The organism is Mesorhizobium sp. WSM4809 (assembly GCF_055811655.1).
In genome coordinates, this window is the sequence record NZ_JBVVQW010000003.1 from 532,880 (window position 1) to 558,613 (window position 25,734).

Genomic DNA, 25,734 nt, shown 5'->3' on the forward strand with positions numbered 1-25,734 from the left:
CGATTTCCGAGCCGGATGAGACGTTTACGCTCAACCTGAGCAACCCGGTCAATGTCACCATCGCCGATGGTCAGGGGCTTGGCACGATCCTCAACGACGATGCCGCTCTGCCAACGGCACCGAACTTGACGGCCACTGTTTTGGCAGGTGCGACTGTCACTGTGCCATTGACTCCCGGCGCGACCGGGGGGCCGTTCTCGGCGGCAACTATCGTGTCCAGTCTTCCCGTGGAGGGCGGTGTCTCAACCATCGTTGGCGCGCCCAATTACGCTCTGCAGTTTGACGCAACACCTGTGTTCGAAGGGGTCGTAGTCGTTAACTACACGCTAACGGGGCCGGGTGGCGTATCCGACCCCGCAACCGTGACGATTACCGTGCAGGCGCGGCCCGATCCATCGACCGATCCAGATGTGCGCGGATTGTTAACGGCGCAGGCGCAGGCTGCGCAGCAGTTCGCCCAGAGCCAGATGGACAACATCAACCGGCGCATGGCGGCTCTGCACGACGAGAGCTGCCGCCAGTTTCTTGCCAACACTGTTCAGCTTTCCGGTCCTGACGCTGATGGCGGCACCGAGAGACTGTCAACGCCGCAACTCAACGAACTTTGTGATGACGGCGCGCAGAAGCTCGGCCTGTCGATGTGGACGAGTGGCTCGGTCGATGTTGGCAGTACTGACCGTGCAGGCGAGGCTGGGCGTGACTCGATCGCTTACAATCTCACGGCAGGTGTCGACTACCGTTTCAGCCAGCGTTTCGTTGGCGGCATTTCTTTGGGCTACAGTACCGACAGCAGTGACATAGGTACAAACGGCACGACTAGCGACGGCGAAGCGATAAGCGCGGCTATCTACGGAAGTTTTATGGCAACACCGAGTTTCTTTGTCGATGCGTTGATCGGCTATGGCTCATTCGACTTCAACTCAAGGCGTTTTGATACGAGCTCAGGTGCGTTTGGGAGCGGCGACCGAGATGGTGACCAGTTTTACGCATCGCTTACCGCGGGGTATGACACGCAGCTGAGAGCGTGGAAGCTGACGCCGTTTGCTAGGTTGTCGGGCTCGTCGTCGATCTTGAACGGCTTTTCGGAAACAGGGGCCGGCGAATACTCGCTTGCGTATGGCAGGCAGCAGGTTGACAGCTTTGGTGGCTCGCTGGGCTTTGCGGCGTCTACCGATTTAGCACTTGAAGTCGGCACACTGACCCCGCGTCTAAGGCTTGAATATATGCACGAGTTTGAGGGCGACAGCTCCGTTGATATCCGTTACGCAGATCTTCCGGAAGGCTTGATTTATAATGTTCAAACACAAGCTTTTGCGCAGAACCAGGTCACGCTAGGGTTGGGTGCAGATCTTCACTTGAATAACGGCATGCGGTTGGGGCTGGACTACACCGGCAACTTCGGCTTCGAGGACAGCCGTAGGCACGGCGTGAGAGCCAGTGTCGGCGGGCAGTTCTAGCCGATAGTGTATTGAGGTTTGCGCGGACTTTCACAGGCTACACTTGCGCGGCCGAGTAGAATCTAATTGTCCCACGAGTTTCTACTACCACCCTGATAGTCGTTGCTTCTTAGACCGTGGCAATTAACACTATTGCCGCCCGGCTCACGCCGATCCAACGTGCGTGGATCGGGCGCCTTTTGCGCGCATCGCCGGACTGGTGCCGCATCGCGACCTCGGATTTTAGAGAGACCTCATTGCAAAGGCCGCCTCTGGGAGATCGAGCCTCAGTTCGGAATGACCGGAAAGAGGGCGCAAAGCAGTCATCGCCTGAGACGGTCGGAGCATTTTGTCGGGCCATCGGTCGCTGCCAACTCTACGCTGGGGTGCTCCCGGCGGCTCGGCAGTAACCAGCGTGGTGGCGCGCCGACAGTATCCGCCGTGTTCGCTCCGCCTTCGGAGGGCCCTGCTGGTTGATCCTGCCCGGAGCATCAGACTAAATGATCGCACTTCCCTCCGGCCTTTTTCTAGCCGGCAGCCGCGATGGTTCTACCTTGGTCAGAACCCGCTTTCAGTCTTGCGCGAAGTCGCGGCGCTATCTCGACCGGGACATTGGTCAACTGGCGAGCAATGCGCGTCGAGCCAGCGTTCGTGAAGATTGGAAAGTCCATCGTCTATCCCGTGGCCGACCTAAACCAATGGGCAAATCAGCAAACCGTTAAGTGTCGCGCGACAAATCGACTCAACGGGAAGGAACATGAGCAATCGTGAACCTCGCGAATAGAGTTCCCTACGCATCCCAGAAGGGCGACCCCACACCCTCACGAGCCGATATCGAAATGACGAAGGAGATCATCAAGGCGGGCAAGCGGCTGGGCATCGCGGTGCATGACCACATCATCGTCGGGCTGAAGGGATATGCCAGCATGAAGGGCCTGTTGCTGATCTGACGGGCCGGGGGCATGCCAAGACCGTCCGATCAAGCCCGGGCGATCGAATGAAGTGCAGGAAATTCGCTTGCACAATCTTTTACCAAAAAATTTGAAAATTGTTCAATCTTGGAAAGAGGGCCCAAGGTCCGCTCTATCTCTGGATTAAACTTCCAATCGAGAGGAGTGCTCTCTTGATTTTTAGAAGACAATTCCGGTGAGGCATCGCATTTTCGCTGCTACCGTTTTGAAACGCTTCAATTGGAACTCCGCCATTGCAACGCAAGCGCCCGACCATAGCGGATGTCGCACGAACCGCCGGTGTCTCCATCGGCACGGTGTCGAACTTCATCAATGGAACGGCAAGCCTGAAGGAAGGCACGCGCGACCGCATCGAGAAGGCGGTTGCCGCGCTGATGTATCGGCCGAGCTCCTTTGCGCGCTCACTGCCGGGCCGCGCACCACGCAGGCCAAAGAACCTAGATCACCTGCCAAGACTTCTGGTCGCAGGTAGGGTGAGTGTCGACTTCCTGTGCCGCGTCGACGTGCTGCCGCATCGCGACGACCGGATCACCGCCAGCCACATCGACAAGGCGCTGGGTGGCCCCGCGGCCAATCTCGCGGTTGCCGCCGCCGGCATCGGAGCACCCTACGCGCTGGACGTTGAACTGGCGACAGCAGTTGGCCAGGATCCAGAGAGCGATTGGGCGCTCGGCGCGCTTTCGAAACTGGGTGTCCACGCCTTGCCGATCCGCAACACGCCCAACAACCGCCTCTCCCAGGCGATCGTGATCATCGAGCGCAATGGCAGCCGGACGATCATCAGCGAACCGTTCGAGCTTGGCGAGGTCGACCTGACAGCCAATCTGGATATCCAGCCCGAGCAACGTCCGGCCTGCCTTCATATCGAAGGCTTCCACTACGAGACGATGACCGCGTCCATCGCTCGCTTTCATCAGGCGGGCTGGAAGGCGCGCCCTCGAACTCTCGGCCACCGCCATCATCCTGGTCCACAATCACCCGTCAGGCGACCCCACACCCTCACGAGCCGATATAGAAATGACGAAGGAGATCATCGAGGCGGGCAAGCGGCTGGGTATTGGCGTGCACGACCATGTCATCATCGGGCGCAAGGGCTATTCGAGCATGAAGGGCCTGCTGCTGATCTAGGAACGGCCCTTCTCGAAGGTCGCTGTAGCAAAAAGGCGGTATTTTTCCCGTCAAGATAGTCGGCTCTGGAATTTCGATCGCAAAAAGAGCTATGATGAACTTGGCATTCGCCGGGACAGCTTCGATCGCCCTTTGAATGCCGGGAGGACGGGACATGGCCGTAGCGCTTGTACTCGTTTTGATCGTTGTGGGCTCGGTGCTGTTTCACCTGCTGAGTCCATGGTGGTGGACGCCTATTGCCTCGAACTGGGGCTATATCGACAACACCATCAGCATCACCTTCTGGATCACCGGTGTCGTCTTCGCCGCCGTGGTTCTGTTCATGGCCTATTGCGTCTTCCGCTTCCGTCATCGGGAAGGGAATCGGGCTGCCTACGAACCGGAAAACAAGCGCCTCGAATCGTGGCTGACGATCGTCACCGCGGTCGGGGTTACGGCGTTGCTGGTTCCCGGCCTGTTCGTCTGGAGCCAGTTCGTCAACGTTCCCAGCGACGCAACCGTGGTCGAAGTCGTCGGCCAGCAGTGGCAGTGGAGTTTTCGTCTGCCTGGCAAGGACGGCAAGCTTGGCAGATCCGACACCCGCGAGGTCACCGCGGACAATCCGCTGGGCGTGATCGCCGGCGATCCCAACGGTCAGGACGATGTCGTGGTCGAAGCGGCTGATTTGCATTTGCCGGTCGGCAAGCCGGTCAAGATGCTGCTCCGCTCGATCGACGTGCTGCATGATTTCTACGTGCCGGAGTTCCGCGCCAAGATGGACATGATCCCGGGCTCGGTCACCTATTTCTGGTTCACGCCGACCAAGACAGGAACCTTCCAGGTGCTGTGCGCCGAGCTTTGCGGCCAAGGCCACCCTCTGATGAATGGCATCGTCATAGTCGACACCGAGCAGGACTATGTGGCCTGGCTCGACCAGCAGCAGACATTCGCGCAATTGTCGGCGCCCCAGCAGACGGGCTCGGCGCAACAGGCGCCGGGCAAGGCAACGGCATCAGCTTTAAAAGTTGCGGCAAAACTCGAAACTGTCGGGTCCCGCTGAAAAGGGCACGGAGGAACTCCTCCTATGGTCGATATCACGCCTGCAGATGCGGTCCCGGCCGCCGAAGTCCCGGAAATGGAACTCTACCATCCGCACAGCTGGTGGACGAAGTATATCTTCTCGCAGGACGCCAAGGTCATCGCCATCCAGTATTCGGCGACGGCGACGGCAATCGGCATGGTGGCGCTGGTGCTGTCCTGGCTGATGCGGCTGCAGCTCGGTTTCCCCGGCACGTTCGACTTCATCACCCCGGAAGCCTATTACCAGTTCATCACCATGCACGGGATGATCATGGTGGTCTACCTGCTCACGGCGCTCTTCCTGGGCGGCTTCGGCAACTACCTGATCCCGCTGATGGTCGGAGCTCGCGACATGGTTTTCCCCTATGTCAACATGCTGAGCTACTGGATCTATCTGCTTGCCGTGGTGGTTCTGGTGTCGAGCTTCTTTGCGCCCGGCGGACCGACGGGTGCCGGCTGGACGCTTTATCCGCCGCAAGCCATCATGACCGGTACGCCAGGCGGCCAGGACTGGGGTATCATCCTGATGCTTGTCTCACTGATCCTGTTCATCATCGGCTTCACCATGGGCGGCCTGAACTATGTCGTGACGGTGCTGCAGGCCCGCACGCGGGGCATGACGCTGATGCGCCTGCCATTGACGGTCTGGGGCATCTTCACCGCCACCGTCATGGCGCTGCTCGCCTTCCCGGCGCTGTTCGTCGCCTGCGTGATGATGTTGTTTGACCGTGCGCTCGGCACCTCCTTCTTCATGCCGGCGATCGTCGAGATGGGCGAACAACTGCAGCATGGCGGCGGCAGCCCGATCCTGTTCCAGCATCTGTTCTGGTTCTTCGGTCACCCCGAGGTCTACATCGTGGCACTGCCGGCCTTCGGCATCGTCTCCGACCTGATCAGCACCCATGCGCGCAAGAACATCTTCGGCTACCGGATGATGGTCTGGGCGATCGTCGGCATCGGCGCGCTGAGCTTCGTGGTCTGGGCTCACCACATGTATGTCAGCGGCATGCACCCCTATTTCGGCTTCTTCTTCGCCACCACGACATTGATCATCGCCGTGCCGACCGCCATCAAGGTCTACAATTGGGTGCTGACGCTGTGGCGCGGCGACATCCATCTCACCATACCGATGCTCTTTGCCCTGGCCTTCATCGTCACCTTCGTCAACGGCGGCTTGACCGGCCTGTTTCTTGGCAACGTCGTCGTCGACGTTCCATTGTCGGACACGATGTTCGTGGTTGCGCATTTCCATATGGTCATGGGCGTCGCTCCAATCCTCGTGATTTTCGGCGCAATCTACCACTGGTACCCCAAGGTAACCGGTCGGATGCTGAATGAGACGCTCGGCCAGTTCCACTTCTGGGTCACGTTCCTCGGCGCCTATCTGATCTTCTTCCCCATGCACTATCTTGGCCTAGTGGGCCTGCCACGGCGCTATGCCGAACTGACCGACATGACGATCATGACGGAATCGGCCCACCACCTGAACTCCTTCATCAGCATCATGGCGTTCATCGTCGGCTTTGCCCAGATCGTGTTCCTGTTCAACCTGATCTGGAGCATCCGTCACGGCCGTGAGGCCGGCGGCAATCCCTGGCGCGCCACGACGCTCGAATGGCAGACGTCCGAAACCCCGCCGGCCCACGGCAATTTCGGCAAGGATCTGCCGATCGTCTATCGCTGGGCCTATGACTACAGCGTGCCGGGCGCCAAGGAGGATTTCATTCCGCAGAACGTGCCAGGCTCCTTCGGCACCTACAAGGAGCCGGCATGAGCGTCATCCTGGTCTTCCTGCTGGTGGTCGTCGCCTTTGTCGGATGGTGGCTTTCCCATCAGCGGCTGATGTCGAAGCCATGGCTCGAGCAAGGCATGGCCGAGGATTTTGTCGCCCTCGACCGCTCGGCGCTGCCGACGGCTAAGATCGGCCTCGGTGTCTTCCTCGCCGTTGTAGGCTGCCTGTTCGCGCTGTTCACCAGCGCCTACTTCATGCGCATGGCGCTGTCGGACTGGCAGCCGCTGCCGCTGCCGCGCCTGCTCTGGCTCAACACCGGCGTGCTGGTGCTCAGCAGCGTCGCGCTGCAATGCGCCTCGGCCGCCGCGCGCAAGCGGCAGAGCGATATGGTCAGACTCGGCCTCGCCACAGCCGGGCTCACGGCGCTTGCCTTCCTGGTCGGGCAGTTGGTGGCATGGCGGCAGTTGGCCGAAGACGGCTATCTGCTGAGCTCCAATCCGGCCAACAGCTTCTTCTACCTAATCACCGGCATGCATGGCCTGCACATACTCGGCGGGCTGGTCGGTCTCGGCAGAACGACTGCCGGCGCCTGGAATGGAGCGCGGCCGGAACGGCTTCGCCTCGGCGTCGAGCTGTGCGCCATGTACTGGCATTTCCTGCTTTTCGTCTGGCTCGCCATATTCGCCCTGCTTGCCGGCTGGGGCGCTACGTTCATAGACATTTGCCGACAATTGCTGACCTAAGGGATCAAGCGGATGTCCGAGACGACAATGACGCATATCAGCCAAACGACGCCCCGGCCAGCGGGTTGGCAAGGCATTGCCGCCGACTGGTCCTCGGATCAGCGGGCGTTCAAGAACGTGTCCTGGGGGAAGGCCATGATGTGGATCTTCCTGCTCAGCGACACCTTCATCTTCGGCTGTTTCCTGCTCTCCTACATGACCGCGCGTATTTCGACGCGCGTGCCGTGGCCCAACCCGAGCGAGGTCTTTGCGCTGCACATAGGCGGCTCGAATGTTCCGCTAATCCTGATCGCCATCATGACCTTCGTGCTGATCTCGAGCAGCGGCACGATGGCCATGGCGGTCAATTTCGGCTATCGCCGCGACCGCCGGAAGACGGCAATTCTGATGCTTCTGACCGCGGCACTCGGCGCGACCTTTGTCGGCATGCAAGCCTTCGAATGGACCAAGCTGATCACTGAGGGGGTGCGGCCCTGGGGCAACCCCTGGGGCGCCGCACAATTCGGTTCGTCTTTCTTCATGATCACCGGTTTCCACGGCACCCATGTGACGATCGGGGTAATCTTCCTGCTCATCGTGGCGCGCAAGGTCTGGCGCGGAGACTACGACACCGGACGGCGCGGCTTCTTCACCAGCCGCAGGGGTCACTACGAGAGCGTCGAGATCATGGGGCTCTACTGGCACTTCGTCGACCTGGTCTGGGTGTTCATTTTCGCTTTCTTCTATCTTTGGTGAGAGGCAGATATGGCTGAAGCAACCGCAAACGGCCTCGGACAACACGGACTTGGCGCTGGTCACGCCCATGAAGCTCGGACGGCTGCCCCCCATGCCGAGGTCCATCAGGAACACCCGATCAAACTCTATCTGGTGGTCTGGGCATGGCTGTTCATCCTAAGCGCCTGTTCCTACATGGTCGATTATTTTGGCCTCCACGGCTATCTCAGATGGTCGCTGATCCTGATCTTCATGATGCTCAAGGCGGGCCTGATCGTCGCCTTCTTCATGCACATGGCTTGGGAGCGGCTGGCGCTGACCTATGCGATCATCCTGCCGCCGATACTGGTGCTTGTGTTCGTGGCAATGATGGTCTTCGAAGCGGATTACACGCTTTTCACCCGGTTGGTGTTTTTCGGAGACGGGCCCTGAATCAAGAGCTGGGTGAGATCCATCTGCCCCGACTTCAGTTGTGCGACGATGCTGCTTGCCGTTCGGTTGCCTTGAAACAACGGGCGGCTGGTCCATTTTCCAGATATCGGAAGCGACATCGGCAGAATGACTTCTCTCGTTCTACGCGCGTCGCGAAGTCTGGCAAGGGAGGCCAAGATGACGATCGCAAACAGATTAAGGGATTTCATCGACGGCAAGGGAATTTCCTACGACACCGTCGCCCATCATCGCACTTCAACAAGCCGGCAGTCGGCAATATCCGCGCATGTGCCCGGCAGCATCCTGGCGAAATCCGTGGTCGTTCACCACGAGCTTGGCTATACGCTGGCCGTCGTTCCGAGCACCCACAGGATCGAACTTGGCAGGTTGCAAGATGTCATGGACAAGCGTCTCGGACTCGCCTCCGAAGACGAGGTGGTTTCGCTCTTCGATGATTGCGACACCGGCGCCATTCCGCCGATCGGCGCTGCCTATGATGTACGCGGTGATTGTCAAAGAAAGCCTCGCCGATGCCGCCGACGTCTACTTCGAAGGCGGCGACCATAGAACGCTGGTGCATGTCAGTGGCGCGGATTTCCGTAACCTGATCATGTGCGCACACCAGGCTCGCTTCAGTCACCCGGCTTACTGACAGTTTCGATCAGAACCGCCCCCTCGCCTGTGCGGCGAGGAGACTTTGCTCAAACCGCCGGCCTTGCGGGCGGCTCCACGACCTTGCGGTAGACATGCCAGGTGGCGTGACCGAGGATCGGCAACACGACAGCCAGCCCGACGAACACCGGCAGCGAGCCGATAATCAGGGCGACGGCGACGATCAGGCCCCACACGGCCATGGTGATCGGGTTCGCCAGCACCACACGCACCGAGGTGTGGATGGCTTCGTAGGCGCCGACGTCCCGGTCGAGCAACAATGGGAAGGCGACGACCGTTGTGCACAACACCACCACAGCGAAGACCAAGCCTATGGCGTGCCCCAGGATAATCAGCGTCCAGCCACGTCCGGTGGCAAATATTTCATTGATGAAGCCGGATATCGATTCAGGCGGAGCCGGGCCGAAAAGGTATTGGTAGAACATCTGCGCGGTCAAAAGCCAGGTGATGAAGATTGCAAACAGCATGATGCCGACCGCGGCAATGGCCGGCAGCGCCGGAGAATTCCTGACCTCGAAAGCATGCCTCCAGGAGGAGTCCACGCCGGCTTCCCGTCTGCGGCTGATTTCATAGAGGCCTATCGCCGCGAATGGGCCAATCAAGGCGAAACCGGAGACCAGCGGAAACAGCAACGGCAACGCATTGGCGCCCGAAGTCCAGGCGGCGAGCACGACACCCACGAGCGGATAGATCAGACAGAGAAAAACGATATGTGACGGTTTGACCATGAAATCGTCGACGCCCCGCCTGAGCGCGTCGAAAAGGTCGGAAACACCGATTTTTCGAATTTTGGTATGTTCCAGCGTCTCGCTGGCGCCTGCTATCACATGAAAGCTAGCCATGACCATTCCTCCAGACCAGGTCCGGTAAGGTCGCGGCTTCGCGGTGCTGCCGTTTGCGTGGCCACGCAAAACCGCGACCTGCACCGCAATCAACATACTCTCTTGCCAGAGACTTGTCGCCCTTTGTCAGAAGGGTCCCGGCGGTTCGGCTAGCTCTGGTGGTCTTTTTTCGATATTCTCGGGTTCAAAGGTGAAGGTCATGGATGGAAGGACGCTTCTCATACTCGGCCTCGGCGTGGTCGCCCTGCTGATCCTGGGATTCTGTGCGATTCCTTCGTGATGTTCGAGCCGATTCTGGTCCGCAACGCCTTCAATTCGGCAGTACAGACTGGCTGCCTCATCCGACCAGTATTCCGTTAACAGCGGTCTTGCCGTCAACTCCAGTTGACGTGGACGCTCGCATCGCGATCGTATCGGCAAGCAGTATGGCAAAGATCGCGAAAAGATAGAAAATCGAGAAGGCAAACAGCGCCTTTGCAGGCTTCATCTCCTCTTCGGGAGCGATCAGGACCTTCCAGGCGTGCCAGATGAAACCCGCGCCCAATGCAGTCGAAACAATTCCATAGAACCCACTCGCGAATCCGAACGCCCAGGGCAGCACGCCGATTGGCGCCAGGAGCAGCGAATAGGCGAATATCTGTTTTCTGGTCGAGGCCAAGCCAACCACGTTCGGCATCATCGGGATACCCGCAGCGGCGTAGTCGCCGACCTTGAACAGCGCGAGTGCCCAGAAATGCGGCGGCGTCCACAGAAAGATGATCAGAAACAGGATGAAGCTTTCAACGCCGATCGCGCCAGTGGCGGCCGCCCAGCCGATGACAGGAGGAAGGGCACCCGCCGCGCCGCCGATGACGATGTTCTGCGGCGTCGAGCGCTTCAGCCACATCGTATAGATGACAATGTAGAAGAAGATGGTGAAGGCCAGCAGCGATGCGGCAAGCCAGCCCACCAGCACGCCGAGCGTGATGACCGAAAGTGCGGAAAGCACCAGGCCGAAGCCGAGGGCTTCACCCGGCGTGACGCGGCCTGACGGAACCGGCCGCTTTGATGTGCGCGACATCAGCGCGTCGATGTCGGCGTCGTACCACATGTTGAGAGCCCCGGCCGCTCCTGCTCCGATCGCAATCGCACCGATTGCAATCACGGCGATGACCGGATTCATCGCACCGGGCGCCGCCATCAGGCCAACGAACGCAGTGAATACAGCAAGCGCCATGACCCGCGGCTTTAAAAGCGCGAAGAAATCACCCGCAGTCGCTTCCGAGAGGCGGATGTCGGTATCCTTGAGGCGGTTTTCCCTAGTCGACATCTCTGATGGAAGCACCTGGGCCATGATCCGAACTAAAGGCGCGAGCGAAAACTGAAAACCGGTCTTTGCTTACGCTGCCCTGGTTCGGATAAGATCACAGTAAAACAAGAGGTTAAACGCAGGACGGAGGTGTCAGGTCACTTGGAGAACGTTTTCAGATAGGCAATGACGTTGGCCACGTCCGCATCGTTCTTGAGGCCGGCAAACGCCATCTTGGACCCTTTTACCATGGCCTTGGGATCGTGAAGATAGGTCGTCAGTGTTGATTCATCCCATTTGAGGCCGGATTTGCCGGCCGCAATCATGGCATCGGAATATTTGAAATCTGGATGCGTCCCCGCGGTGCGGCCGATGACGCCGTGCAGCGATGGACCGATCTTGTTCTTGTCCTCCTCCACGATGTGGCAGGCCTTGCATTTGGCGAAGACCTTCTCGCCAGCAGCAGCATCCTGAGCCTGCGATGGACCGGCGACGAAGGTTGCAACAGAGATGACGGCGAAAAACGCGACTAAGCGCATGACTTTCCTCCCTGATCGTCAAATGTGCCCGAGACGATCCGCGCGTGCCGATCACACCAGCAATAGGCCTTGCACGGCGGAACAGATTATCCGCTTCTCCCCCCAAATGGAATTACGGCACCTATATACCACAGAGTCTGGCCGGCGGGTAGAAGAGGTCGACCGTACAAGGTTTAGGTGGCCTACAGTGGCTCAAGGTACATCCGTGTTGCAGCTGCCGGCTACCTGATTGACCGCTTCTCCGAACCCGGCGAGGTCGAAATCGGCCTCGCCGCGCCCCGCCAGCAGCCCGAACCGCCACGAAAGCTGGAGCCGGTTCGCGGCGACAAGGCGCCTGATGCCGTCGGCTCCATCGCGCACCAGCATCCGGCCGCGCGGCCCGACCGACCAGCTTTCATCGAACTTGCTCTCCTGATCGACCGTGATCGACATGGTGATCTTGCGGCTGGCCGAAACAGCGTCGTTCAGTTGCAGCCATTCAGTCCAATGCGGCTCGCCGTTTGCCCGGCAGGCAATCGTCAGGATCGGGCTGTAGCTCAAGGCACCGCCGCCGGTGATCAGCTTGTTGGTGGCATAGAGCGAGGCCGTGACGAGGCCGTCTTCACTCGTGCCGAAGCGCCAGTTGTCAGACACCGTGCCGGCCTGGGCAATGCCGCAGGCCGAGACAAGGACCAGCGCGATTGCCGAAGCGTGTCCCAATTCGACGAACAGTCTCAACACGCCCTCCAACAACCAAGCGGCTTGCAATAGAAGCGCAGATAATGATCAAAGCTTGGTCGCCACAGGCCGCCGCTCGCGAAGCATGGCGGCTGTTGCAGTTTGGCAACGAAAAAGGCCGCCTCGAGGGCGGCCTTCCTGTTTCAGCGGAGCGCTGGTGTTATTCGGCGGCCTTCTTCTTCGGCGCGGCCTTCTTCTTGGGCTCTTCCGCGTCGTCGGCCTTCTTGGCGTCGGCCTTCTTGGCGGCGGCTTTCTTCGCCGGCTTCGCCTTGACGGAGGTCTCGTCCTCTTCGTCGTCGGCCATCAGCTCTTCCTTGCTGACCTTGACGTCGGTGACCGAAATCTGACCGAGCAGATGGTCGACCACTTTTTCCTCGAACATCGGCGCCCGCAGCGTGTTCAACGCTTCCGGGTTGTTGCGGTAGAACTCGAAGACTTCCTGCTGCTGGTTGCCCGGATAGCGGCGCACCTGCTCGAACAGGCCGCGCTGCAGCTCTTCGTCCGATACGGTCACGCCGGCCTTCTCGCCGATTTCAGCCAACACAAGGCCGAGGCGCACGCGGCGCTCGGCAAGCCGCAGATACTCGGCACGCGCCTCTTCTTCCGTCGTCTCTTCGTCGGCGAAGGTGCGTCCGGCTGCTTCCAGGTCACGATTGACCTGCGCCCAGATGTTGTTGAACTCGGCGTCGACGAGCTTCGACGGCGCCTCGAACGAATAAGCCGCGTCGAGCTGGTCGAGCAGCTGGCGCTTGACCTTCTGGCGCGTCATGGCGCCGAACTGGTTCTCGATCTGGCCGCGTACGACGTCGCGCAAGCGCTCCAGCGACTCCAGGCCGAGGTTCTTGGCGGTCTCGTCGTTGATTTCCAGCGCGCCGGGCTGGGACACTTCCTTGACGGTGACGTCGAAGGTCGCTTCCTTGCCGGCAAGATGCGCGGCCTGGTAGTTCTCCGGGAAAGTCACGGTGACCTGCTTTTCGTCACCGGCCTTGGCGCCGACCAGCTGATCCTCGAAGCCGGGGATGAATTCCTTCGAACCCAACACCAGCGGCTGATCGGTGCCCGCGCCGCCATTGAAGGCTTCGCCGTCGATCTTGCCGACATAGTCGATGGTGACGCGGTCGCCATTGGCGGCCTTGCCGGTCTTCGGCTCGTAGCTGCGCGCCGATTCGGCAACACGCTGGACCTGCTCGTCGATCTCGGCATCAGGCACGTCGAACACCTGGCGTGTCACCTTGATGTCGGAAAAGTCCTTGATCTCGATTGCCGGGATGATCTCGTAGTTGAGGCGGAATTCGAAGTCGGCGCCGCCGGCCAGGATCTTCTCGGCTTCCTTCTCGTCCTCGGTCATGATGACTTCGGGCTGCATGGCAGCCTTTTCACCACGCCCGGTAATGATCGAACGGGTCGAATCGTTGAGGATTTCGTTGACCACTTCGGCCATGAACGACTTGCCGTAGACCTTGCGCAGGTGTTGCACCGGCACCTTGCCCGGGCGGAAGCCGTTGATGCGGACCTTGTTGCGGGCATCCGAAAGCCGCGCCATCAGCTTGGCTTCCATGTCACCGGCCGGCACGGTGATCTTGATCTCTCGCTTGAGACCGGAGTTGAGCGTTTCGGTGACCTGCATCGTAAAACCTTTGTTTTCACCAATGAGACTGCCACGGCCTCTGCCGTTCACAGCCTGCCGGTATATTCTTGCCGGGAATGGCTTTTGGTACGGAACCTGGCGATTTGACCGAAAACCCGGCTCAAACTCTCCCAAACTGCGTTCCAAAATGTGAATAAGTTCTTGTTTTTCCTACTTCTTATCACATTCTGCAGAAGCGGATCGTCGCGTCCCGTCACATTTGACACGCCTTTTGTCACAGGCGAGGCCAATTTTCAACAGTCTTCGCATCCCGGCGAATAACCAGCATTTGGACCTGACCACATCTTGTCCCTGACCTCTACATCTTGTCTCCGACATTGACAGAATGATGGCCACATGGGATTGCCGGTCCATGCGGATGTGGCGGAACTGGTAGACGCCCTGGATTTAGGTTCCAGTGCCGAAAGGCGTGGGGGTTCGAGTCCCTTCATCCGCACCACCCTTCGCTCTTCGAGCTTCGGGTGGCGGGCCACCCGAATAGATGAAGGAGTGTCCTCCCGAAGCCTTGGCTAAGGAGGACCGGCGCCGTTCAGGCGGCGATCGGGTTGAGCTTCAGATGCTGGATCAGGATAATGGTCTTCGCGTCGATGATGCGGCCGTCGGCGATGCCGGCCAGTGCCTCGTCGAGCGGCATTTCCAGAACCTCGATGTCCTCGCCCTCTTCTTGCGCGCCGCCGCCGGCCGAGATGCGGTCGGCGGGTGAATAGCGGGCGATGAAGAACCAGAGACGTTCCGTGACGCTGCCGGGGCTCATATAGGGCGAAAACAGCCGCTCGACGTTCTGCAGCCGGTAGCCGAGTTCTTCCTCCGCCTCCTTGCGGATGCAGGTTTCGGGATCGTTTTCGTCCAACAGGCCGGCACAGGCCTCGATCAGCGGCTCGCGGTGGCCGGTGACGTAGGCGGGATAGCGGAACTGACGCACCAGAAGCACGGTCGAACGCAAGGGGTCGTAAGGCAGGATCACCGCGCCATCGCCGCGATCATAGGTCTGGCGGATTTGCGTCTCCCACTGACCGTCGCGCCGGCGGTAGTCGAGAACGGTCTTCTTCAGGACGGCCCAGTCGTCGGAGAGGATTTCCTCCGAACGGACGCGAATACGATCTTCCATCGTGGTCTCCATGCAAAAGCGCGTCGCGCTTTATGCACCTGTTTTATGCATGTCGCTCTCCCAAACCGGGCCACTTTTGGGCGCCATGCATTGCCGAGGCGTATCCGCGAACCGGCATTTCGGCAATCCCGTCAGTGATTGGTCCAGAACCCCTTTCACCGCCTCGTGTCTGGCGCAGGCGCCATCGGTCGCCTAAATAGCTGCGAACCCTCCCGGAGTTTCTCATGACAGCGTCGCTTTTCCAGTCGATCACCCTCGACGGCCTCACTTTCCCCAACCGTATCGCCGTCGCGCCGATGTGCCAGTATTCCGCCGACGACGGCTCGGCCAGTGACTGGCATCTCCATCACTGGATGAACCTCGCAATGTCCGGCGCCGGCATGGTCACAGTCGAGATGACCGATGTCGAGCGGCGCGGGCGTATCACCCATGGCTGCCTCGGCCTTTATTCCGAAAACAATGAGGCCGCAGCCCGCCGCGCACTGGACGCCGCCCGACGCGTCGCCGCACCCGGCACGAAATTCGGCTCCCAGCTCGCCCATGCCGGCCGCAAGGCTTCGAACCGCAAGCCGTGGGAAGGCGGCGGGCCACTGCAGCCAAACGAGGATCCCTGGCAGACCGTCTCCGCCTCGGCCATACCCTACGACACCGGTTGGAACGTGCCACACGCACTGGAGGACGAGGAGATCCTGCAACTGATCGAGCGCTTCGCCGAAGCCGCAAGGCGGGCCGAACGCGCCGGCTTCGATTTCATCGAACTGCACGCCGCGCATGGCTACCTGGTCTTCCAGTTCCTGTCGCCCTTGTCCAACCAGCGCACGGACCGCTGGGGCGGCTCGCTGGAAAACCGCATGCGTCTTGTCGTCGAGATCGCCAAGGCGGTGCGCAAGGCTACGCCAAAGCTGATGCTCGGCGCGCGGCTGTCGGTGATGGATTGGGTGGATGGCGGCTTCGACGTAGCGGACGCGATCGAAGTGGCCAAGGCGCTCAAGGACGAGGGCGTTGCCTATCTCTGCTGCTCGAGCGGCGGCAATTCGCCGTTGCAGAAATTGCCCACCGGCCCTGGCTATCAGGTGCATCTGGCGGAAGCGGTGCGCAAGGGTGCTGATATTCCGACCCGCGCCGTCGGCCTGATCGACGACCCCAGGCAAGCCGAAGCGATCCTCACCGAGGGCCGCGCCGACATGGTGGCGCTGGCGCGGGCCTTCCTGGCTGATCCGCGCTGGGGATGGCGTGCGGCGGCGACATTCAGCGAAACGATCCACCCGGCGCCGCAGCTTGCCCGTTCGGTGACCACGATGCAGCATTGGATGAAGGCGGTGGGCTGAACGGTCCGCGCTCCCGACACGCGCGCCCCTCCTGTCTCCAGACAGCTTGACGGTGCTTCGCTGCTATTCCGTCCGCAAGCAGTTGGCGTGGAGTGGGCGTGGCTGGGCTTGGGAGGAAACCTGTTCAGGGCATTCTTGCCGGTTGCAGCGCTGACCGCAGGTTAGAGCCTTCAAACAGCCTCTGAGACGTTTGGGCGCAGGCTGGCGGCCATGGTTGCAACCAAATTGGCTGCTTTGCGTTGCGGCCATGATGGACAACAAACCTTTTGAAGTGCCGGTCGTCCTCGAACTTGGCCACGTCGGCAAATATCGCCACATCCGCAGCGCCCAGGAGGCAGCGGAGTGCCTGATGACGGTGTGGCCGCTCAATCGCGGCCCGCGCCATCGTGATGCCCTCGACACTTGCCTCAAAGTGCTGGAAGGTTATCGTTCGACAGCAGATGCGCGCCGGGCGCTGATTGAAGCCGCCAAGGAATCGGAAGTGCTGGTGCCCGACGACAGACTGCCCGACGACCGGCTGCATTGAGCAGACGGACCTTTCAACCGGAGGTTTTCCATGGCGAAGCTGACTTACAAGATCGTCGAACATGACGGCGGCTGGGCCTACAAGGTCGGAGCGACCTTTTCCGAGACGTTTCCCACGCATCAGGACGCATTGCGTGCGGCCGAAATCGCCTCGGCCGAGCAGCAGGTCGCCGGAGCGACCGACGGCATCCAGTATGAGGACGCCGAAGGCAAATGGCACGACGAACTGGCCGACGGCCGCGACCGGCCGCAGACAGAAGTCTCAGAGTAATTTATGCGGCTGATGTCGAGCGGCCAGGCAGGACGCCAGCCGCAGCCGTCCAAAGAGAGGACGGGCTAGCGGCCAGCTACGGGCCTTTCGGACTAGCTCTTGAAGATGGCCTTCCAGAAAATCGGGTATCCGCTTTTCGGAAATCGCGTTCTGGCTATTTGCCGCAATACTGATCGTTGACGTTTTGCCCAGCGTTAGCGTCCGGGCCTGGCGTGTTGTGGGCACATGGGCCTATTGCGCCGGTGTTGCCTTGGGTGTTCAACCCGGAGCCGTCACGGATGCTTCCCGTGGTATAGGGGTCGACAGTTGTCTGGTCGTTGTTGCCGAACAGCCACCAATCACGATTGTTGGAATACCTGTCGTCCAGTGACTGCGCCATCGCCGATGTTGCGAGACCGATCGTCAGAACAGATGCTGCGAGAATTTTTGTAACCATTGAATCACTCCGTATCTTAGCCGCTTTGGTGGGACACTCACAAAACCCGGTAGTCAGCCGAATGGTTCCTTGAATTGTCGTGAGGCTCAGGTGAGGCCCTGACCAGCAAAGCCCGGCCGGCGATGCGCTCGATGAACGCGGCGGTTCGCTCCGGGACGACGAATTGCTGCATGTGCCCTATTCCCTCGAACGGTTCGAACCTAGATCCTTGACGTCATCGGCTCGCCTTGGCGGCGCGAAGATGACATTGCGGCCACCGTCGCGCCGCGCTATCTCAGACCACTCGCCTTCCCAGGCCACACGCCTTGCCGGAGCCTTCCATGCCTGAAATCGTGACCGCTGCCATGCTCGTCATTGGCGATGAGATTCTGTCCGGCCGAACCAAGGACAAGAACATCGGCCATCTCGCCGACATCATGACGGCGATCGGCATCGACCTGAAGGAAGTGCGTGTCGTCCCTGACGAGGAAGACGAGATCATCGCCGCGGTGAATGCCGTGCGCAGCCGTTACACCTATGTGTTCACCACCGGCGGCATCGGTCCGACGCATGACGACATCACGGCCGATTCCATATCCAAGGCTTTTGGCGTGCCTTGCGAATACGATGCCCGGGCCTATGAGATGCTGGAAGCAAGCTATGCCGCGCGTGGCATCGAATATACGCAGGCCCGCAAGCGCATGGCGCGGATGCCGCGCGGCGCCGATCTCATTGACAATCCGGTGTCGGTCGCACCTGGCTTCCGCATCGGCAACGTCCACGTCATGGCCGGCGTGCCATCGATTTTCCAGGCCATGCTCGACAATGTCGTGCCGACGCTGAAGGCCGGCACGAAGATGCTTTCGGCGACCGTGCCCTGCCCGTTCGGCGAAGGCCTCATCGGCGGGCCGTTGGGTGATATCCAGAAAGCGCATCCCGATACGATCATCGGCTCCTACCCGAAATATGGCGACGGCAAGTTCTGGACCGAGCTGGTCGTGCGTGCCCGCAACCAGGAGGCGCTGGACGCCGCCCGCGCCGACGTCGAGGCGATGGTCGCCGGCTTCGCCAGCAATCCCGGCTGATCTGGTCCAGACCGGAACAAAGCACGACGCTGCAACGTTTCCCCGGCACGAGTTCACCAGCTCGTAAATCGAGGGATTGTCATGCGATTCAAAACCATCGTCGCCATTCTGCAGAACGAGCAGGACGCCGAGCGCGTGCTCGACTGCGCCATTCCGCTCGCCACCCGGTTCCAGAGCCATCTGGTCGGCATCCACGCCGAAACGCTTCCCGTGCCCTACACCTCTGCCACAGGCTTTCCCGACACCGAATTCCTGCAGGTTTCGGCAGATATGAACCGGGAACGGGCCGAGAAATTAAAGGCGCTGTTTCTCAGACATATCGAGGATTCCGGTCTTTCCTTCGAGTGGCGAAGCCTGGAGAGCTTTTCGGGTGACAGCGCGCTGACCGGGATTTCGAGCGTGCGGGCCGCCGACCTGATCATAGCGGCGCAGCGCGAAACGGGCGGCGATTCCAGCGCGGACGTGGACACGCTGGTCTACGATGCCGGCCGGCCGGTGCTGGTGGTGCCGCACGAGGGTCCGCTGATCACCACCTTCAAACGCGTCTTGCTCGCCTGGAACGGCAGCAAGGAAGCGGCGCGCGCCGCCTTCGACGCGCTGCCCTTCATCATCGAAGCCGAGAAGACTGACATATTGGTTATCGACCCTCCTGAAACGCTCGACGACAGCCCGGAGGCCGCCGGCGCCGAAATCGCGTCGGCGCTGTCGCGCCACGGCGCCACCGTCAGCGTCTCGGTGCAGCAGTCGGGCGGCAATTCGGTCGATGACATCATCCAGACCAGAATCGCGGAAACCGGCGCCGATCTGCTGGTGCTCGGCGCCTACAGCCACTCATGGCTGCGTCAGCTTCTGTTCGGCGGCGTGACGCGCAGCGTGCTGCGCACTGCGTCGGTGGCAGCCTTCCTGTCGCGGTAGGTCCACAGCGATCGCTGGGCCTTGCCTTTGCCAAGGCCCCTTGCTCTTGCCAAGATGGGGGCTTTCCAGCTAATTCCGCGCGCATTCCCCTGTTTTCCTGCGCGCGATCCCCGCGTGCTGTGGAGTGCGCGACATGTCCCTTCCCGAAAAAGCCTTTCCGGTCTCCTGGGACCAATTCCATCGCGACGCCCGGGCGCTCGCCTGGCGGCTTGCCGGCGCCAACAAGGGACAATGGAAAGCGATCGTCTGCATTACGCGAGGCGGGCTGGTCCCCGCGGCGATCATCTCGCGTGAACTCGGCATCCGCGTCATCGAGACGGTCTGCGTCGCCTCCTATCACGACTATACCAGCCAGGGGCAGTTGCAGGTCCTCAAGGAGATCACCCCTGCCCTGCTCGCCGAAGACGGCGCCGGCGTGCTGATCATCGACGACCTGACCGACACCGGCAAGACGGCCGGCATCGTGCGCGCGATGATGCCCAAGGCGCATTTCGCCACCGTCTATGCCAAGCCGAAAGGCCGGCCGCTGGTCGATACTTTCGTCACCGAAGTCAGCCAGGACACCTGGATCTATTTCCCGTGGGACATGGGCTTCACCTACCAGAAGCCGATCGCCGACGACCACGCCGGCTGATTCGCAACTACCTGCCTGTTACAGACCAGCAGCTTGCACCCGCGCCTGATTGCTTTCGCAAACAGGTCCGGCAGGGCCGGATATTTAGCGAAATCGACGTCTATTGGCGGAAATCGGCCAGGCGAATGAAATTTTTTACTTTTATTGCCGACAATTAGCCGTAAGATTCGTGAGACGGCAAACGATTCCGGAGGCTGGGGCTAGCTTCTTCGATGTTGACGAGGCCAACGACACACAATCATCTGGCCGAAAGGGTCCGACGGCTCTTCGGCACGGCGCCGTGCCGTCTGCAGGTTGCCGCCCTGCCCTGGCGCGACACGGGCGACGGCGTCGAAATCATGCTGATCACCAGCCGCGATACTGGCCGCTGGGTTTTGCCCAAGGGCTGGCCAGAGGCCAGGGAGCCGCTCTGCGAGGCCGCGGCGCGCGAAGCCGGCGAGGAGGCCGGGCTGCGCGGCCGTGTCTCTCATCTTGAAGCCGGCCGTTACTTCTACGCCAAGGTCCTGGCTTCCGGCGAAGAAGTGCCGTGCGAGGTCCTGGTGTTTCCACTGCATGTCGACAAAGTCGCGGACCGCTGGAAGGAAAAACACTCACGCACCCGCAAATGGGTCCGTGCGAGCGAAGCGGTGCGCATGGTCAACGAACCCGACCTTTGCCAGATCATCGCCTATTTCTGCGCCGACCCGCACAGCTTCTCCTGACGGGCGGCCACACCGCTCTCTTTGCAAAACGGGACTGGCTTGCAAAGGCTAGACACGCGTTGCCGCGCTTCGACATGAATGCTTTGCTAAGGAATCAAGGGTAGGATTCGGCAGCTCTGGTATTTTTGATCGATGGCGAATCCCGCAAATCCAATTCCAAACGAGTCCGACGACCCACAGCGCGAGCATCGTCCGCGCGTGCTCAAGGGCGGGTCGATCATCACCGGAATTTCGAATTCGGAAGTCGGCTGCACGCTTCGCAATCAACACGAAGGCGGCGCCGAACTGAAGGTACCGCTGGAAGCCCGGGTCCCAGATCGATTCCTTCTCTATGTGCCGCTCGACGGCATTGCCTATCGGTGCGAGGTCCGCTGGCGTCGCAACGACCGTATCGGGGTGCAGTTCACCGGCACCGAGCCAAAGCCCCGGCTGCATTACGGCTGACGCCCGGGCAAGCTTGCGCGCGGAAAATCGTGATCCGCGCCTGCATTCTATCCCCGTTATCCACATATGTGACACACAAGATGTTGGGGTCACAAAAGCTACGCAAACGAATCCTTGACGGCGCAAAACGAGTCGCCTTTTATAGGCCATGCGCTCCTGTTGAGAGTGCGACCGGAAAGTTCTGAGCCCGGTCTTTTTTCCCGGATTATGTGCGTTTTTGCTCGCATTTCCGCCTGTTTACGAGGCCGGCGGAAGCGTTGGGATTGTGGGGCGGTTGGGGACGATAGGGACAATTGTCGGGCTTGAATAAATTGTCTGTTAATACTATATTTAGTGTTTGCAGGTAGGTTCGACGCTAGATAGTGTGAATTTCCCTCGATCGAGGGAATCGGAAAAAATCAGTTTTGAGGGACCCGTGGGTTCGTCGGCGCGTTGGACAGGTACTTCGCAAGGAGTTTGACCAGCAGGGCCGGCGGAGACCGCGAAATGGAGAGCCGGCCGTTTTCGAACGCCCGGCAGACGGCGGACATGCGCGTTTCGCATCGGGGGCAGAAATCCCTAGGGAAAAGCGCTATATATAGACAAAAGGGACCGGACCAATGCGCATCGAGCGTCGTTTCACCAAGCCAGGACAATCTGCCTATGCGGAAATCGAATTCCGCAAGGCGCTTTCGGAGATCAAGAATCCGGATGGTTCGGTGGTGTTCCGCTTGGACAATATCGACGTGCCGGCGCAGTTCTCCCAAGTTGCAGCCGATATCCTTGCGCAGAAATATTTCCGCAAGGCCGGTGTGCCGGCGCGCCTGAAGAAGATCGAAGAGAACGACGTCCCCTCCTTCCTGTGGCGCTCCGTAGCCGATGAGGCGGAACTGGCGAAGCTGCCGGAAGCCGAGCGCTACGGTTCCGAGATCGACGCCCGCCAGGTCTTCGACCGGCTTGCCGGCACCTGGACTTACTGGGGCTGGAAAGGCGGCTACTTCAAGGGGTCGGAGGAAGACGCGCGCGCTTTCCGCGACGAGCTTGCCTACATGCTGGCCACCCAGCGCGTCGCGCCGAACTCGCCGCAATGGTTCAACACCGGCCTGCACTGGGCCTATGGCATCGACGGCCCGAGCCAGGGCCACTTCTATGTCGACCCGTTCACCGGCAAGCTGACCAAGTCGAAATCCTCCTACGAGCATCCGCAGCCGCATGCCTGCTTCATCCAGGGCGTGCAGGACGATCTCGTCAACGAGGGCGGCATCATGGACCTGTGGGTGCGTGAAGCGCGCCTGTTCAAATACGGCTCCGGCACCGGCTCCAACTTCTCGCTGCTGCGCGGCGAAGGCGAAAAACTGTCCGGCGGCGGCCGCTCGTCGGGCCTGATGAGCTTCCTCAAGATCGGCGACCGCGCGGCGGGCGCCATCAAGTCGGGCGGCACGACGCGACGCGCCGCGAAGATGGTCATCGTCGACGCCGACCACCCCGATATCGAGGAATTCATCGACTGGAAGGTCAATGAAGAGCAGAAGGTCGCCTCGCTGGTGACTGGCTCGAAGATCGTCAAGAAGCATCTCGAAGCGATCATGAAGGCCTGCGTCAACTGCGAAGGCAATGGCGACGACTGCTTCGACCCGGCCATCAACACCGCGCTGAAGCGCGAGATCAAGGCGGCCAAGAAGTCCGCCGTGCCGGAGAACTACATCTACCGCGTCATCCAGTTCGCCAAGCAAGGCTATAGCTCGATGTCGTTCAAAACCTACGACACCGATTGGGATTCGGATGCCTACCTCACGGTTTCGGGCCAGAACTCCAACAATTCGGTGTCGCTGAAGGACAATTTCCTACGCGCCGTCGAGGACGATGCCGACTGGCACCTGACCGCCCGCAAGGACGGCAAGGTGCTGAAGACGCTGAAGGCCAGGGATCTCTGGGAAAAGATCGGTTACGCCGCCTGGGCGTCGGCCGATCCGGGCCTGCATTTCAACACGACGATGAACGACTGGCACACCTGCGCTTCGGCCGGTGCGATCCGGGCGTCCAACCCGTGCTCGGAATACATGTTCCTCGACGACACGGCCTGCAATCTCGCCTCGATCAATCTGCTGCCCTACCGCAACGCCGACGGCACGATCGACATCGCAGCCTACGAGCACACGGTGCGGCTGTGGACCATCGTGCTCGAAATCTCGGTGATGATGGCGCAGTTCCCGTCGAAGGAGATCGCCAAGCAGTCCTACGAATACCGCACGCTCGGCCTCGGCTATGCCAATATCGGCGGCCTGCTGATGACATCGGGCATTCCCTACGACTCCGATGAAGGCCGCGCCATCTGCGCCGCACTCACCGCGATCATGACCGGCATGGCCTATGCCACCTCGGCCGAGATGGCCGGCGAACTCGGCGCCTTCGCCGACTACGACCGCAATGCGCAGAACATGCTGCGCGTCATGCGCAACCATCGCCGTGCCGCCTATGGCGAGAAGCAGGGCTACGAGAAGCTCGCCGTCAACCCGGTGCCGCTGGTCGCTTCCGACCTGAAGCAGCAGGACCTTGCGACGCACGCCAAGGCCGCCTGGGACCGCGCCATCGAACTCGGCGAGGAGCATGGCTACCGCAATGCGCAGGCGACCGTCATCGCGCCGACCGGCACGATCGGCCTGGTCATGGATTGCGACACCACCGGCATCGAGCCCGACTTCGCCCTGGTGAAGTTCAAGAAACTCGCCGGCGGCGGCTATTTCAAGATCATCAACCGCGCCGTGCCGGAAGCGCTGCGCACGCTCGGCTATTCCGAAGCCCAGATCGCCGAGATGGAGGCCTATGCGGTCGGCCACGGCAACCTCAACCAGGCGCCGGCCATCAACCCCGGCGCGCTCAAGGCCAAGGGTTTCACCGACGAGAAGATCGCGGCGCTCAACGCAGCCTTGAAGTCGGCCTTCGACATCAAGTTCGTCTTCAACCAGTGGACGCTCGGCGCCGACTGGGTGAAGGAGACGTTCGGCTTCACCGACGAACAGCTCAACGATTTCTCGTTCGAGATCCTGCCGGCGCTCGGCTTCTCCCGGAAAGACATCGAGGCCGCCAACATCCATGTCTGCGGTGCGATGACGCTGGAAGGCGCGCCGTTCCTCAAGGCCGAACACCTCGCCGTGTTCGACTGCGCCAGCCCGTGCGGCAAGATCGGCAAGCGCTCGCTGTCGATCAACAGCCACATCCAGATGATGGCGGCAGCGCAGCCCTTCATCTCCGGCGCGATCTCCAAAACCATCAACATGCCCAACGATGCGACGGTGGAAGACGCCAAGGGCGCCTACATGCTGTCGTGGAAGCTGGCGCTGAAGGCCAACGCGCTCTACCGCGACGGCTCGAAGCTGTCGCAGCCGCTCAACTCCTCACTGCTCGCCGATGGCGAGGACGACGAGGATGAAGCCGTCGAGCAGTTGCTCGCCGCACCTGCGGCGGCACGTGCCGCACAGATCACCGAGCGGATCGTCGAACGCATCATCGAGCGCGTGTCGCGCGAGCAGGAAAAGCTGCCCGGCCGCCGCAAGGGTTACACGCAGAAGGCCAAGATCGGTGGCAACACCATCTTCCTGCGCACCGGCGAATATGACGATGGCCGTCTCGGCGAGATCTTCATCGACATGAACAAGGAAGGCGCGACCTTGCGTGGCCTTCTCAACAACTTCGCCATCGCCATTTCGCTCGGCCTGCAATATGGCGTACCGCTCGACGAATATGTGCACGCCTTCACCTTCACCAAGTTCGAGCCGGCCGGCATGGTGCAGGGCAACGATGCCATCAAGAGCGCGACGTCGATCCTCGACTATGTGTTCCGCGAGCTGGCGATTTCCTATCTCGGCCGCAACGATCTCGCTCATGTCGACCAGTCGGACTTTTCCAACACCGCACTTGGCCGTGGCATCAGCGAAGGCAAGACCGATGCGGTCTCCAAGGGCCTGACCCGTGGCGCCTCGCCGGTGAAGCTGGTGTCGCGCGTCAGCGGCAACGATCCGAAGGGCTTTGCAGCCCCCTCGGGCGCCCCTGCCCGCTCAGTGCCGACCGCCTTCTCCGGCTCCAACGTGCTGGCGCTGAAGCCGGCCAGCGACGAAACGGTCGCCTACAAGCGCGACTATGAGGAGCGGGCGAAGGAACTGGCCGAGGACATCGCCTTCGAGGAAGCAGCGGGCGTTGCTTCCGACGCCACGGCGGGATTATTCACCGACGCGGCGGCCGTTGAGGCGGCCGAAGCCAAGAAACTCGCCAACGACCGCCGCGCCAGGTCCCTGCTCCAGGGCTACACCGGCAATTCCTGCTCCGAGTGCCAGAATTTCACCATGGTGAGGAACGGGACCTGCGAGAAGTGCGATACGTGCGGCTCGACGAGCGGGTGTAGCTGAGGTCT

The 25,734-nt window shown here is 60.8% G+C and carries 22 protein-coding genes, 1 tRNA gene and 4 pseudogenes; 20 read left to right on the top strand and 7 right to left on the bottom strand.

The window, feature by feature from the left end:
* The 10 genes and pseudogenes from AC0L24_RS10665 to AC0L24_RS10710 form a co-directional block, all read left to right on the top strand.
* On the top strand, positions 1-1,457 hold a 1,457-nt coding region (locus AC0L24_RS10665), incomplete at its 5' end, for an autotransporter outer membrane beta-barrel domain-containing protein (protein WP_473563698.1).
* A 785-nt stretch (positions 1,458-2,242) separates the two neighbouring features.
* A pseudogene (locus AC0L24_RS10670) lies at positions 2,243-2,386 on the top strand (JAB domain-containing protein); the annotation flags it as partial.
* A gap of 254 nt (positions 2,387-2,640) precedes the next feature.
* A pseudogene (locus tag AC0L24_RS10675) lies at positions 2,641-3,219 on the top strand (PfkB family carbohydrate kinase); the annotation flags it as partial.
* A 103-nt stretch (positions 3,220-3,322) separates the two neighbouring features.
* Positions 3,323-3,535, top strand: a pseudogene (locus AC0L24_RS10680) (JAB domain-containing protein); the annotation flags it as partial.
* Positions 3,536-3,689: 154 nt separating this feature from the next.
* Positions 3,690-4,574, top strand: a complete 885-nt coding sequence (locus AC0L24_RS10685; protein WP_127321125.1) for a cytochrome c oxidase subunit II — start codon at positions 3,690-3,692, stop codon at positions 4,572-4,574.
* Between the two features lie 24 nt (positions 4,575-4,598).
* Positions 4,599-6,368 carry a cytochrome c oxidase subunit I gene (gene ctaD, locus AC0L24_RS10690; RefSeq protein WP_127321124.1) on the top strand — a complete coding sequence of 590 codons (1,770 nt, stop codon included), beginning with the start codon at positions 4,599-4,601 and terminating at the stop codon, positions 6,366-6,368.
* Complete coding sequence (locus AC0L24_RS10695; RefSeq protein ID WP_127396523.1) at positions 6,365-7,069, top strand: cytochrome c oxidase subunit 3; 705 nt, start codon at positions 6,365-6,367, stop codon at positions 7,067-7,069. Before ctaD ends, AC0L24_RS10695 begins: the two co-directional genes overlap by 4 nt.
* Before the next feature lie 12 nt (positions 7,070-7,081).
* Positions 7,082-7,804: a heme-copper oxidase subunit III family protein gene (locus AC0L24_RS10700; RefSeq protein ID WP_127379816.1), complete on the top strand. Its 723-nt coding sequence runs from the start codon at positions 7,082-7,084 to the stop codon at positions 7,802-7,804.
* Between the two features lie 9 nt (positions 7,805-7,813).
* Entirely contained in the window at positions 7,814-8,215 is a 402-nt protein-coding gene (locus AC0L24_RS10705) for a cytochrome C oxidase subunit IV family protein (protein ID WP_127379815.1), read from the top strand.
* Positions 8,216-8,392: 177 nt separating this feature from the next.
* Positions 8,393-8,867: pseudogene (locus AC0L24_RS10710) on the top strand (aminoacyl-tRNA deacylase).
* 49 nt (positions 8,868-8,916) lie between these two features.
* On the opposite strand, the gene AC0L24_RS10715 reads toward AC0L24_RS10710, so the two are convergent.
* The 5 genes from AC0L24_RS10715 to tig all read right to left on the bottom strand — a co-directional run bounded on the left by AC0L24_RS10715 (position 8,917) and on the right by tig (position 13,900).
* Positions 8,917-9,729, bottom strand: a complete 813-nt coding sequence (locus tag AC0L24_RS10715; RefSeq protein WP_127379813.1) for a DUF2189 domain-containing protein — start codon at positions 9,727-9,729, stop codon at positions 8,917-8,919.
* 337 nt (positions 9,730-10,066) lie between these two features.
* Positions 10,067-11,038: a heme o synthase gene (gene cyoE, locus AC0L24_RS10720; RefSeq protein WP_127396522.1), complete on the bottom strand. Its 972-nt coding sequence runs from the start codon at positions 11,036-11,038 to the stop codon at positions 10,067-10,069.
* Between the two features lie 137 nt (positions 11,039-11,175).
* Positions 11,176-11,556 carry a c-type cytochrome gene (locus AC0L24_RS10725; protein WP_127323209.1) on the bottom strand — a complete coding sequence of 127 codons (381 nt, stop codon included), beginning with the start codon at positions 11,554-11,556 and terminating at the stop codon, positions 11,176-11,178.
* A 192-nt stretch (positions 11,557-11,748) separates the two neighbouring features.
* Entirely contained in the window at positions 11,749-12,273 is a 525-nt protein-coding gene (locus AC0L24_RS10730) for a hypothetical protein (RefSeq protein ID WP_127810582.1), read from the bottom strand.
* A 160-nt stretch (positions 12,274-12,433) separates the two neighbouring features.
* A complete protein-coding gene (gene tig / locus AC0L24_RS10735) occupies positions 12,434-13,900 on the bottom strand; it encodes a trigger factor (protein WP_127270945.1) in 1,467 nt (488 codons plus the stop codon).
* A 375-nt stretch (positions 13,901-14,275) separates the two neighbouring features.
* Here tig and AC0L24_RS10740 point away from each other — a divergent pair.
* Positions 14,276-14,360, top strand: a tRNA-Leu gene (locus tag AC0L24_RS10740).
* A gap of 90 nt (positions 14,361-14,450) precedes the next feature.
* Here the strand turns inward: AC0L24_RS10740 and AC0L24_RS10745 are convergent.
* On the bottom strand, positions 14,451-15,029 hold the full coding sequence (locus AC0L24_RS10745) for an NUDIX domain-containing protein (RefSeq protein ID WP_127379810.1): 579 nt from the start codon (positions 15,027-15,029) through the stop codon (positions 14,451-14,453).
* Between the two features lie 224 nt (positions 15,030-15,253).
* Here AC0L24_RS10745 and AC0L24_RS10750 point away from each other — a divergent pair, with 224 nt between their 5' ends.
* The 3 genes from AC0L24_RS10750 to AC0L24_RS10760 all read left to right on the top strand — a co-directional run bounded on the left by AC0L24_RS10750 (position 15,254) and on the right by AC0L24_RS10760 (position 17,153).
* On the top strand, positions 15,254-16,357 hold the full coding sequence (locus tag AC0L24_RS10750) for an NADH:flavin oxidoreductase/NADH oxidase (protein ID WP_127810583.1): 1,104 nt from the start codon (positions 15,254-15,256) through the stop codon (positions 16,355-16,357).
* Between the two features lie 247 nt (positions 16,358-16,604).
* A complete protein-coding gene (locus AC0L24_RS10755) occupies positions 16,605-16,883 on the top strand; it encodes a DUF982 domain-containing protein (RefSeq protein WP_127810584.1) in 279 nt (92 codons plus the stop codon).
* A gap of 30 nt (positions 16,884-16,913) precedes the next feature.
* Positions 16,914-17,153: a DUF2188 domain-containing protein gene (locus AC0L24_RS10760; protein WP_095090749.1), complete on the top strand. Its 240-nt coding sequence runs from the start codon at positions 16,914-16,916 to the stop codon at positions 17,151-17,153.
* Positions 17,154-17,307: 154 nt separating this feature from the next.
* Here the strand turns inward: AC0L24_RS10760 and AC0L24_RS10765 are convergent, their stop codons facing one another.
* Positions 17,308-17,589: a hypothetical protein gene (locus tag AC0L24_RS10765; RefSeq protein WP_127810585.1), complete on the bottom strand. Its 282-nt coding sequence runs from the start codon at positions 17,587-17,589 to the stop codon at positions 17,308-17,310.
* A 320-nt stretch (positions 17,590-17,909) separates the two neighbouring features.
* Between AC0L24_RS10765 and AC0L24_RS10770 the strand changes: the two genes are divergently transcribed.
* From AC0L24_RS10770 to AC0L24_RS10795, 6 genes are all read left to right on the top strand, one after another.
* Complete coding sequence (locus AC0L24_RS10770; RefSeq protein WP_127810586.1) at positions 17,910-18,653, top strand: competence/damage-inducible protein A; 744 nt, start codon at positions 17,910-17,912, stop codon at positions 18,651-18,653.
* Positions 18,654-18,734: 81 nt separating this feature from the next.
* The gene (locus AC0L24_RS10775; RefSeq protein WP_127810587.1) at positions 18,735-19,568 is read left to right on the top strand and encodes a universal stress protein; all 834 of its coding nucleotides are present in this window, start codon (positions 18,735-18,737) and stop codon (positions 19,566-19,568) included.
* A gap of 133 nt (positions 19,569-19,701) precedes the next feature.
* A complete protein-coding gene (gpt, locus tag AC0L24_RS10780) occupies positions 19,702-20,202 on the top strand; it encodes a xanthine phosphoribosyltransferase (protein ID WP_057145797.1) in 501 nt (166 codons plus the stop codon).
* Between the two features lie 212 nt (positions 20,203-20,414).
* Positions 20,415-20,903, top strand: coding sequence for an NUDIX hydrolase (locus tag AC0L24_RS10785; protein WP_023810435.1), 489 nt, complete (start codon positions 20,415-20,417; stop codon positions 20,901-20,903).
* 132 nt (positions 20,904-21,035) lie between these two features.
* Complete coding sequence (locus AC0L24_RS10790; protein ID WP_127810588.1) at positions 21,036-21,347, top strand: PilZ domain-containing protein; 312 nt, start codon at positions 21,036-21,038, stop codon at positions 21,345-21,347.
* A 599-nt stretch (positions 21,348-21,946) separates the two neighbouring features.
* Positions 21,947-25,729: a vitamin B12-dependent ribonucleotide reductase gene (locus AC0L24_RS10795; RefSeq protein WP_128364211.1), complete on the top strand. Its 3,783-nt coding sequence runs from the start codon at positions 21,947-21,949 to the stop codon at positions 25,727-25,729.
* Positions 25,730-25,734: the final 5 nt, after the last annotated feature.

What these genes read in the sequence shown, in the direction of transcription:
- AC0L24_RS10785 (WP_023810435.1), top strand. Translation starts at nt 20,415, where the DNA reads ATGTTGACGAGGCCAACGACACACAATCATCTGGCCGAAAGGGTCCGA.
- ctaD (WP_127321124.1), top strand. Translation starts at nt 4,599, where the DNA reads ATGGTCGATATCACGCCTGCAGATGCGGTCCCGGCCGCCGAAGTCCCG.
- AC0L24_RS10775 (WP_127810587.1), top strand. Translation starts at nt 18,735, where the DNA reads ATGCGATTCAAAACCATCGTCGCCATTCTGCAGAACGAGCAGGACGCC.
- tig (WP_127270945.1), bottom strand. Translation starts at nt 13,900, where the DNA reads ATGCAGGTCACCGAAACGCTCAACTCCGGTCTCAAGCGAGAGATCAAG.
- AC0L24_RS10760 (WP_095090749.1), top strand. Translation starts at nt 16,914, where the DNA reads ATGGCGAAGCTGACTTACAAGATCGTCGAACATGACGGCGGCTGGGCC.
- AC0L24_RS10715 (WP_127379813.1), bottom strand. Translation starts at nt 9,729, where the DNA reads ATGGCTAGCTTTCATGTGATAGCAGGCGCCAGCGAGACGCTGGAACAT.
- AC0L24_RS10795 (WP_128364211.1), top strand. Translation starts at nt 21,947, where the DNA reads ATGCGCATCGAGCGTCGTTTCACCAAGCCAGGACAATCTGCCTATGCG.
- AC0L24_RS10685 (WP_127321125.1), top strand. Translation starts at nt 3,690, where the DNA reads ATGGCCGTAGCGCTTGTACTCGTTTTGATCGTTGTGGGCTCGGTGCTG.
- AC0L24_RS10750 (WP_127810583.1), top strand. Translation starts at nt 15,254, where the DNA reads ATGACAGCGTCGCTTTTCCAGTCGATCACCCTCGACGGCCTCACTTTC.
- AC0L24_RS10700 (WP_127379816.1), top strand. Translation starts at nt 7,082, where the DNA reads ATGTCCGAGACGACAATGACGCATATCAGCCAAACGACGCCCCGGCCA.
- AC0L24_RS10790 (WP_127810588.1), top strand. Translation starts at nt 21,036, where the DNA reads ATGGCGAATCCCGCAAATCCAATTCCAAACGAGTCCGACGACCCACAG.
- AC0L24_RS10745 (WP_127379810.1), bottom strand. Translation starts at nt 15,029, where the DNA reads ATGGAAGATCGTATTCGCGTCCGTTCGGAGGAAATCCTCTCCGACGAC.
- AC0L24_RS10765 (WP_127810585.1), bottom strand. Translation starts at nt 17,589, where the DNA reads ATGGTTACAAAAATTCTCGCAGCATCTGTTCTGACGATCGGTCTCGCA.
- AC0L24_RS10725 (WP_127323209.1), bottom strand. Translation starts at nt 11,556, where the DNA reads ATGCGCTTAGTCGCGTTTTTCGCCGTCATCTCTGTTGCAACCTTCGTC.
- AC0L24_RS10695 (WP_127396523.1), top strand. Translation starts at nt 6,365, where the DNA reads ATGAGCGTCATCCTGGTCTTCCTGCTGGTGGTCGTCGCCTTTGTCGGA.
- AC0L24_RS10755 (WP_127810584.1), top strand. Translation starts at nt 16,605, where the DNA reads ATGATGGACAACAAACCTTTTGAAGTGCCGGTCGTCCTCGAACTTGGC.
- AC0L24_RS10770 (WP_127810586.1), top strand. Translation starts at nt 17,910, where the DNA reads ATGCCTGAAATCGTGACCGCTGCCATGCTCGTCATTGGCGATGAGATT.
- gpt (WP_057145797.1), top strand. Translation starts at nt 19,702, where the DNA reads ATGTCCCTTCCCGAAAAAGCCTTTCCGGTCTCCTGGGACCAATTCCAT.
- cyoE (WP_127396522.1), bottom strand. Translation starts at nt 11,038, where the DNA reads ATGTCGACTAGGGAAAACCGCCTCAAGGATACCGACATCCGCCTCTCG.
- AC0L24_RS10705 (WP_127379815.1), top strand. Translation starts at nt 7,814, where the DNA reads ATGGCTGAAGCAACCGCAAACGGCCTCGGACAACACGGACTTGGCGCT.